We start from the raw sequence: 8,487 nt of genomic DNA on the forward strand, positions 1-8,487 counted from the left end.
TCTGCGGCATTCTATGTGATGAGGAGCTGTATGGATATTACCGAGCTGCTGGCCTTCAGTGCCAAGCAAGGCGCGTCGGACTTGCATCTCTCTGCCGGCCTGCCGCCGATGATCCGCGTCGATGGCGATGTGCGGCGGATCAACCTGCCCGCACTGGACCAGAAAGAGGTTCAGGGGCTGATCTACGACATCATGAACGACAAGCAGCGCAAGGACTTCGAGGAAGATCTGGAGACAGACTTCTCATTCGAAGTGCCGGGCGTGGCGCGCTTCCGGGTCAACGCGTTTAACCAGAATCGCGGCGCGGGCGCCGTGTTCCGGACCATTCCGTCGAAGGTCCTGAGCATGGAAGAGCTGGGCATGGGCGAAGTGTTTCGCAAGATTACCGACGTGCCGCGCGGCCTGGTGCTGGTCACCGGTCCGACCGGCTCGGGCAAGTCGACCACCCTGGCTGCCATGGTCGACTATCTGAACAGCAACAAGCATCACCACATTCTCACCATCGAAGATCCGATCGAGTTCGTACACGAGTCCAAGAAAAGCCTGATCAACCAGCGCGAAGTCCATCGCGACACCCACGGCTTCGCCGAAGCGCTGCGATCGGCACTGCGGGAAGACCCTGACGTGATTCTGGTGGGTGAGCTGCGCGACCTCGAAACCATTCGTCTGGCGCTGACGGCGGCAGAAACCGGCCACTTGGTGTTCGGCACGCTGCATACCACGTCCGCAGCCAAGAGCATCGACCGTATCGTCGACGTGTTCCCGGCGCAGGAGAAGTCGATGATCCGCTCGATGCTCTCCGAGTCGCTCCACGCCATTGTTTCTCAGGCGCTGCTGAAGAAGGTCGGCGGAGGTAGGGTTGCGGCCCACGAGATCATGATCGGCACGTCGGCGATCCGTAACCTGATCCGCGAGGACAAAGTGGCGCAGATGTACTCGTCGATTCAGACCGGGGGATCGCTGGGGATGCAGACGCTGGATATGTGCCTGAAGGACCTGATCAGCAAGGGGCTGATCACGCGCGAGAGTGCGCGGGAGAAGGCGAAGACGCCTGATAATTTCTGATCAGGAATACAAACGACTGTGTGGAGCGAATGAATTCGCTCCACACAGTGTTTTTCAGGCGGCGGGTGCGATCAGCGCTGGGCGATGCGCACGGTGCCTTTCTGACTCGGCGGCTGCTTTGGCAGCACACGCTTGGCGACGACGTAATGGCTGTCCCAATACGGCTTCTTCAGCGTGTCAATCGTCACGGATTTGCCACGGCGTGGCGCGTGAACGAATCGGTCGTTGCCGAGGTAAATCGCAACGTGATTCACTGTGCGGCTCTTGATGTTGAAGAACAGCAAGTCGCCCGGCTTCAAATCCTTGCGGTCAACCTTCTGCCCGTGACCTTCGGCCATGGCGTTGGACGTGCGCGGCAAATCGACTTCGCTCACGTCGTTGAAGGCGTATTTCACCAGTCCGCTGCAGTCGAACCCTTTTGTTGGGCTGGTGCCGCCCCAACGATAAGGTGTACCGATGGCGTTAACGGCCCGGTTGACCACGGTGCTGCTCTGTTTGGTACCCATCTGCGCCGTGTTGGCCAGGGCGACAGTGTTCTGCGAAATCTTGCGAGTGCTGCGGGATGGTTTTCCCTTAACAGCTTTGGCTCGCTTGCCAGAGGTCTCGAGTGGAGTAGCCGTCTGTTCCAGTGCAGCCATTGCAGCTCGTTGAGCAGCGATGTTGCGTGAAACGGATTCCGGCGACTCGGACCTGGCGGTGAAACCGGTGAAGCTCGGTGGAAGCGTTTGCTCACGATTGGTGGCGTGGGCGGCCAGTGGCATAAATAGACAAATAGTCAGCCATGTCTTGAAAAATGGACGCATTAGGCAGGGCTCTTGTTGGTCAGCGCGCAACTTTATAACAGCTTTTTGCGAAATTCTGAGCCCCCTTGTCGAACAATTTACTGCCCTCAAAGTCAGTTTTGGCTGCAGAATCGTCATCTCAGTGCGCTGATCACCTTGCAGAACAAGGGTTTGCACGATTGAAAAGAGGTTCAAGCCATACGTCGGACGGCGTCACGAAAGTCACAAAACTTACGCATATTTTTTTCTATTGCAGCAAGCGAGGTCAACAATGAACACCTATCAACCCGACGTTCAACGTCCGGACACCCATAGCAAGGTCATGGGCTATCTGCTCTGGATTGTGGGATTTACCGGGGCGCATCGCTTTTATTACGGCAAGCCGGTGACCGGCACGATCTGGTTTTTCACGCTGGGCCTGTTTGGCATTGGCTGGCTGATCGACTTGTTCCTGATCCCTGCGATGGATCGGGAAGCGGACCTGCGATTCAACGCAGGCTCGACCGATTACAGCCTCGCCTGGATTCTGCTGACCTTTCTGGGCGTGTTCGGCGTGCACCGGATGTATCAGGGCAAATGGATCACCGGGATCATTTACCTGTTCACGGGAGGTCTGGCGCTGCTGGGCGTGCTGTACGACTTCTGGACGCTGAATGACCAGATCTCGGTGAAGAACGCCCGCCGGTAATAGAGGTTGCTTTGGGCTCGTCCGTGGAAGTGAGAGACGTCACCCCACGATGAGGTGCGTCATCGCTGACGGTAGGGCGCGACACAAAACCTGTCGGAGCGAGCTTGCTCACGAAGGGGCCGGTGCATTCAGCCATTTTCTCTGAGGCTGAAAGTAAGCCTTCGCGAGCAAGCTCGCTCCCACATAATCAACGTCTGCCTGAGGTTGGGCGTCTCACCCGTTATAGCTAACCCGCCCATCCACAAACGTGTACTTCACGGCACTTGGCAGGCAATGGCCCAGAAATGGGCAGTTCTCGCCTTTCGACAGCCATTTCTCACCCGCCACCGTCGACGCAGCGGGGTCGAACAGCACCAGGTCCGCAGGCGAGCCGGCAATCAGCGTTCCGGCCGGCAGGCGCAGCGCAGCGGCGGGTCCGGAGCTAAGGCGTACCAGCAGCGTCGGCAGGTCCAGCAGGCCGTCTTCGACCAGCGTCATCGCCAGTGGCAACAACAGCTCCACGCTGCTGATGCCCGGCTCGGTCGCGCCGAACGGGGCCAGCTTCGCGTCACGCTCGTGGGGCTGGTGGTGACTGGAGATCGCCTGCACCACGCCCGACTTCACCGCCTCACGCAATGCGTCGCGATCCGCGCGGGTGCGCAGCGGCGGCTGCACGTGGTACAGGCTCGAGAAGCCGGTCAGTGCTTCATCGGTCAGGATCAACTGATACAGCGCCACGTCCGCGGTCACCGGCAGGCCTCGCGCCTGCGCCTGGGCAATCAAGGCCACGCCGCGCGCACTGGTCAGTTGCGTGAAATGGGCGCGCACACCGCTTTGCTCGACCAGCAGCAGGTCACGCGCCAGTGCCACCGTCTCAGCCGTTTCCGGAATGCCCGGCAAACCCAGAAACGCAGCCGTCGGGCCGTCGTGGGCCAGGCCGCCTTCAGCAAGGTCGTGGTCCTGGGAATTGAAAATCACGGTCAGATCGAACGTCGCCGCGTATTCGAGCGCGCGGCACAACGTGCGGTTGCTGCGGAAATTGACCATGCCGTTGGTGAACGCCACGCAACCGGCGTCGCGCAGGGCAATCAGCTCGGCCAGTTGCTCGCCTTCCAGACCCTTGCTCAACGCGCCGATCGGATAGACCTTGCTGTGGCCGGCTTCGCGGGCGCGGTCGAGGATCAGCTCGGCGACGGCGGACGTGTCGAGAACCGGTTTTGTACGCGGCGGACAGCACAGGCTGGTGACGCCGCCGGCCGCCGCTGCGCGGGTTTCGCTGGCGATATTGCCCTTGCGGCTGTAACCGGGCTCGCGCAACGACACGTTCAGGTCGACCAGCCCGGGGGCAGCAATCAGGCCGGCGGCGTCGATGGTTTCCATAGGGCTGAAGCCGGCAGGTGCCGCGCCGAGGGCGAGAACCTTCCCCGCTTCAAGATGGATGTCGGTGACTTGATCCAGACCGCTGACAGGGTCGATGACGCGAGCGCCGAGGATGCTGAACTTCACTGGGCGATCTCCTGCTCGAACTGACGTTGTGCGGTTTGGCCACTCATGGCCATGGACAGAACGGCCATGCGCACGGCAATGCCGTAGGTCACCTGATTGAGAATGACCGAGTGCGCACCGTCCGCTACGGCTGATTCGATCTCCACGCCGCGGTTGATCGGGCCCGGGTGCATCACGATGGCATCGGGCTTGGCGCCGGCCAGGCGCGCGGTGGTCAGGCCGAACAGCCGGTAGAACTCACCCTCGCTCGGCAGCAGGCCGCCCGACATGCGCTCGCGCTGCAGGCGCAACATGATCACCACGTCGACGTCCTTCAGGCCTTCGTTCAGGTCGGTGTAGACCTTCACGCCGTATTGCTCGACGCCCACTGGCAGCAGGGTTTTTGGCGCGACCACGCGGATGTCCGGGCAGCCCAGCGCTTTGAGCGCGATCATGTTCGAGCGCGCGACGCGGGAATGCAGGATATCGCCGACGATCGCCACCGAGAGGTTTTCGAAATTGCCCTTGTGGCGACGGATGGTCAGCATGTCCAGCATGCCCTGGGTCGGGTGCGCATGGCGGCCGTCGCCGCCGTTGATGATCGCGACCTGAGGGCTGACATGTTCGGCGATGAAGTGCGCCGCACCGGAGTCACCGTGGCGCACCACGAACATGTCGGCGGCCATGGCTTCAAGGTTGCGCAGCGTATCGAACAGCGTCTCGCCCTTGCTGGTCGAGGAGGTCGATACGTTCAACGTAATGACGTCCGCCGACAACCTTTGGGCCGCCAGTTCGAACGTGGTGCGGGTGCGTGTCGAGTTCTCGAAGAACACGTTGCACACGGTCTTGCCGCGCAGCAACGGGACCTTCTTCACCGCGCGGGCGCCGACTTCCAGGAACGAGTCGGCGGTGTCGAGGATTTCGGTGAGCAGTTCGCGGGGCAAACCGTCGAGGGAGAGAAAGTGCTGCAGCTGGCCCTGATGGTTCAGTTGCAGCGGGCGCTTGGCGTCGAGAGGCGTCATCGCAAAGGACTCTTAGAGGGCGGCGGAATCGGTGGAGAGGTCTTGCAGTTCGAGCGTCAGCGGCGTTGGCCCGGACAGCTTGACCCGTTCATTCGGCCCCAGTGACAGGGTCGCGCCCGTCACGTTTGGCCGGATCGGCAGGTCGGCAGCGTCCAGATCCAGCAGCGACACCAGGGTCACGCTGGCCGGGCGGCCGTAATCGAACAGTTCGTTGAGCGCCGCACGAATGGTGCGCCCGCTCATCAGCACGTCATCGATCAGCACCAGATGCTGGCCTTCGATCTCGAACGGCAGTTCCGAAGGGCGCACTTGCGGGTGCAGGCCGTTCTGGCTGAAGTCGTCGCGGTAAAAAGAGACGTCCAGCGTGCCCAGCGGCGACTGGATGTTGAGGGCTTCAAGGAGCGCCTGCGCGACCCACACGCCACCGGTGCGAATGCCGATGAAGCGAGGCTCCTGGATGCCGCGTTTGTTCAGGTGCGCGTTGAGATCAATCGCCATCTGGCTGATCAGTTCGGCGGGATTTGGCAGACTCATGGTTGCTCCTTCAGGTGCCCCGGCGTGCGCTGCACGAACGTCCTGGGTAAATCGAATTCGGTTCAGCGTAGATGGATCAGGTTTCAAACAGCGCGGCGTTGGCTTCCAGCCAGCTTTGCAACAGCAGCGCTGCGGCGATGGCGTCCACGGGATTGTCCCGGTAGCTGCCGTGCTGGCCGCGAGAGGCGCGTTCGCCCTTGGCTTCGAAGGTGGTCAGGCGCTCGTCGTGGGTGTAGACCGGCAGGTTGAAGCGGCCATTGAGCTTGCGCGAAAACTTCTCGGCGCGTGCGCTCATCTCGCTCGGCGTGCCGTCCATATTCAGCGGCAGGCCGACGACGATGGCGTCCGGTTTCCATTCGGTAATCAGCGCCTGCACTTTGTCCCAGTCCGGCACGCCGTTCTGCGCTTTCAATGTGCAAAGCTCGCGGGCCTGCCCGGTGATCACCTGGCCGACTGCCACGCCGATCTGTTTGGTGCCGTAGTCGAATCCCAGTAACAGACGCAGTCCGGCCATCAGGCGTGACCCGCCTGACTGGTCAGCAGATTGAGGTTGACGCCCAGTTTGGCGGCAGCGGCGTCGAGGCGGTCTTCGCTTTCGACGTCGAAAAGGATCGCCGGGTCGAATGCGCAGTTGAGCCACGCATTGGCGGCGAACTCGGCGTCAAGCTGGCCGGCGTCCCAGCCGGCATAGCCTAGGGTGATCAGATTTTGATCAGGGCCGTAGCCATCTGCGATGGAGAAGAGGACGTCCTGAGAGGTCGAGAGCGAAATGCCGCCCAGGTCCACGGTCGCCTGGAACACCTGGCCGGAAGGGTGCAGGACGAACCCTCGATCGGTTTGCACCGGCCCGCCAAGGTGAATGGCGATGTCCTTGCAGCGCGCAGGTGGCGGCAATTCGGGGCGCAGCTGTTCCAGAATGTCTGCCAGCGACAGGCTTTGCGGTCGGTTGATGATCAGACCCATGGCGCCATTGGCATTGTGCTCGACGATGTAGGTCAAGGTCTGAGCGAAGTTCTCATCGTGCATGTGGGGCATGGCGATCAGAAACTGGTGTTTGAGGTACGACGGAGAGACGTTTTTCATGAGCCCTAGTGTGGCGTCGCGGGGCTGTTGTGACAACTGGCAGAACCGACTCACGGGCGGATAAATCGCGACGCAGGTCAGGTTTCATATTGCACGGCATTGGCTGATCAATTACTCGACAGCTTGTCCCCGCGCGCGAATTTCCAGGTGCGGATGATCTCGAGCCGGTCGATATCGGCCAGATCGCCACTGAACGGCGCAAAGGGTGCTGCCAGGCGGACAATCTTCTGCGCCGCCTGATCCAGCAGCGGCTGGCCTGATGACTCCAGAATCAGCACTTCGTAGAGTGAACCGTCGCGGTTGATCGAGACCATCATCCGCAGGCTGCCGTAGATCTGCTTGCGGCGGGCTTCATCCGGGTAATTCAGGTTGCCGATGCGCTCGATCTTCTTGCGCCAGTCCTCTTTGTACCAGGCGCCCTTGTCGCGCATCGTTGAGGCCGCGCTCAGGCGGTGGATCTTCGGACGCTTGGCGTACGCCTGCTGCTCATCCGCCAGCTCGGCTTCGAGGCTGGCGATTTCGCTGTTCAGCTGCGTGCTGTCGATGGTCGGCGCGACCTTCTTCTGTTCTTCCGGCTTGACCTCATCGCGCCTGGCGACGGTCTTCTGCGGAGACTGCGCTTTCGTGGCGACAGCGGTCTTCGGCGCGTCCTGCTTGATCACCGGTTTGGCGGCAGGCGGTGGCGTGACCTTGTTGATCTGGTTGTCTTGATACGGGGCGATTTCGGTGGTCTTGGGCACCGCTTTCTTGTCGAGGGTGCCGCTGCCCTGCTGGTTTTCCTGGGCGAGGAAGTCGGCGTCCTTGGGCTTGGTGTCGCTTCTGAAGGGGGCGAGGGTGATCTCCAGGGTCTGGCTGATCTTTTCCGGTTTGACGTAGGTGAAACCGACGCCAAGGATCACCGCCAGATGCACCAGTGCGGCGATCATCAGGGTAAACCCGAGGCGATCGGCAGGGCGCACGCCGGTGCGGGTCAGGGACAGGGGGAGATCATCGTCGACCGCAGCGTTCATCCACGCTCCGGCAGCACATGTGCCAGCATTACTACTCACCTAGCGCAAAAATTCAGGCCGCGCATGATAACGCAATGTCAGGACTGGCTTGGCGTTTGATGTCACCGGGCCGATTAGTGGGCGGTGCCTTTCCCGTTGGGAGCTTGCTCACAAAGACCTGCTTCAAGCCCCAGAGAAAGAGGATGAATGTCCTGGCCTCTTCGTGAGCAAGCTCACTCCCGCCGGTTCTGCGACTTTCCCGATACCTCGAACAGACGAATATCCTGTGGGAGATTCTATGGTTGTCATCAAGCCAAAATCCCCCTTTTCGGTTGGTAGTCGCTCTGATTTTTCATCAGGGAGAACGCGATCCGAGCGAGCTTACGGCTGAGCATGACAAGCACCTGGGTCGTCGCTTTTCCGCTGCCCAGGTGTTTGTTGTAGAACGCTTTCCAGGCAATTGATCGGCTCGCCGACATAGCGGCGTTGTGCAGTAATCGGCGAACTTCCGAGCACCCTCGCTTTGTTAAAGATCTTCGGCCGTTTTTTTGGCCCGAGTCGCTCACTCTTAGGTCCATGCCCAAAAAAGCAATGAAAGAGTCGCCGCTGTTAAAGTCGCCTCGGTTATATGCCATGACCAAAGCAGTTGCGGTCAGAAAACCGATACCCTCGATCGCTTGGCAGCGAGCGACTTCTTCAAGCAAACCGGCTTCTCGCAAGACATCTTTGAGTTTTTTCTGGACGAGCAGGTCCAGGCGCTCAACCGATTTGAGAAAAGTGGCGAACACAGCTTTCAAACTGGCGTCATTTGCCCAGCTCTGGGTCAGGCTGGTTTTGGCCTGAACCAGCGAAGCCCTGCG

10 protein-coding genes are annotated in these 8,487 nt (G+C 60.6%); 2 read left to right on the forward strand and 8 right to left on the reverse strand.

The features are described from left to right. The first annotated feature begins 30 nt into the window (after positions 1–30). Positions 31–1,065 carry a type IV pilus twitching motility protein PilT gene (locus AC07VF_RS21375; protein WP_192172978.1) on the forward strand — a complete coding sequence of 345 codons (1,035 nt, stop codon included), beginning with the start codon at positions 31–33 and terminating at the stop codon, positions 1,063–1,065. Positions 1,066–1,136: 71 nt separating this feature from the next. Here AC07VF_RS21375 and AC07VF_RS21380 read toward each other — a convergent pair whose 3' ends face one another. Next, positions 1,137–1,868: a C40 family peptidase gene (locus AC07VF_RS21380; RefSeq protein WP_133775605.1), complete on the reverse strand. Its 732-nt coding sequence runs from the start codon at positions 1,866–1,868 to the stop codon at positions 1,137–1,139. 250 nt (positions 1,869–2,118) lie between these two features. Between AC07VF_RS21380 and AC07VF_RS21385 the strand changes: the two genes are divergently transcribed. Continuing rightward, complete coding sequence (locus AC07VF_RS21385; protein WP_133775604.1) at positions 2,119–2,535, forward strand: NINE protein; 417 nt, start codon at positions 2,119–2,121, stop codon at positions 2,533–2,535. A gap of 213 nt (positions 2,536–2,748) precedes the next feature. On the opposite strand, the gene AC07VF_RS21390 is transcribed toward AC07VF_RS21385, so the two are convergent. From AC07VF_RS21390 to AC07VF_RS21420, 7 genes are all read right to left on the reverse strand, one after another. After that, positions 2,749–4,020, reverse strand: coding sequence for a dihydroorotase (locus AC07VF_RS21390; RefSeq protein ID WP_192172977.1), 1,272 nt, complete (start codon positions 4,018–4,020; stop codon positions 2,749–2,751). Further along, on the reverse strand, positions 4,017–5,021 hold the full coding sequence (locus tag AC07VF_RS21395) for an aspartate carbamoyltransferase catalytic subunit (RefSeq protein ID WP_037018862.1): 1,005 nt from the start codon (positions 5,019–5,021) through the stop codon (positions 4,017–4,019). The genes AC07VF_RS21390 and AC07VF_RS21395 overlap by 4 nt, the downstream gene beginning before the upstream one ends. A gap of 12 nt (positions 5,022–5,033) precedes the next feature. Continuing rightward, on the reverse strand, positions 5,034–5,555 hold the full coding sequence (gene pyrR / locus AC07VF_RS21400) for a bifunctional pyr operon transcriptional regulator/uracil phosphoribosyltransferase PyrR (RefSeq protein ID WP_172610020.1): 522 nt from the start codon (positions 5,553–5,555) through the stop codon (positions 5,034–5,036). A 76-nt stretch (positions 5,556–5,631) separates the two neighbouring features. Next, the gene (gene ruvX, locus AC07VF_RS21405) at positions 5,632–6,069 is read right to left on the reverse strand and encodes a Holliday junction resolvase RuvX (RefSeq protein WP_192172976.1); all 438 of its coding nucleotides are present in this window, start codon (positions 6,067–6,069) and stop codon (positions 5,632–5,634) included. Beyond that, the gene (locus AC07VF_RS21410; RefSeq protein WP_192172975.1) at positions 6,069–6,638 is read right to left on the reverse strand and encodes a YqgE/AlgH family protein; all 570 of its coding nucleotides are present in this window, start codon (positions 6,636–6,638) and stop codon (positions 6,069–6,071) included. The genes ruvX and AC07VF_RS21410 overlap by 1 nt, the downstream gene beginning before the upstream one ends. A 107-nt stretch (positions 6,639–6,745) precedes the next feature. Continuing rightward, positions 6,746–7,648 carry an energy transducer TonB gene (locus tag AC07VF_RS21415; protein WP_192172974.1) on the reverse strand — a complete coding sequence of 301 codons (903 nt, stop codon included), beginning with the start codon at positions 7,646–7,648 and terminating at the stop codon, positions 6,746–6,748. A 287-nt stretch (positions 7,649–7,935) separates the two neighbouring features. Then, positions 7,936–8,487, reverse strand: a 552-nt coding sequence (locus AC07VF_RS21420; RefSeq protein ID WP_495009678.1) for a transposase, incomplete at its 5' end; no start/stop codon positions are given.

Source organism: Pseudomonas sp. GW821-FHT02H06, assembly GCF_059421525.1.

Excerpts from the sequence above, each read along its gene's own strand:
- AC07VF_RS21375 (WP_192172978.1), top strand. The coding sequence starts at position 31 with ATGGATATTACCGAGCTGCTGGCCTTCAGTGCCAAGCAAGGCGCGTCG.
- AC07VF_RS21380 (WP_133775605.1), bottom strand. The coding sequence starts at position 1,868 with ATGCGTCCATTTTTCAAGACATGGCTGACTATTTGTCTATTTATGCCA.
- AC07VF_RS21385 (WP_133775604.1), top strand. The coding sequence starts at position 2,119 with ATGAACACCTATCAACCCGACGTTCAACGTCCGGACACCCATAGCAAG.
- AC07VF_RS21395 (WP_037018862.1), bottom strand. The coding sequence starts at position 5,021 with ATGACGCCTCTCGACGCCAAGCGCCCGCTGCAACTGAACCATCAGGGC.
- pyrR (WP_172610020.1), bottom strand. The coding sequence starts at position 5,555 with ATGAGTCTGCCAAATCCCGCCGAACTGATCAGCCAGATGGCGATTGAT.
- ruvX (WP_192172976.1), bottom strand. The coding sequence starts at position 6,069 with ATGGCCGGACTGCGTCTGTTACTGGGATTCGACTACGGCACCAAACAG.
- AC07VF_RS21410 (WP_192172975.1), bottom strand. The coding sequence starts at position 6,638 with ATGAAAAACGTCTCTCCGTCGTACCTCAAACACCAGTTTCTGATCGCC.
- AC07VF_RS21415 (WP_192172974.1), bottom strand. The coding sequence starts at position 7,648 with ATGAACGCTGCGGTCGACGATGATCTCCCCCTGTCCCTGACCCGCACC.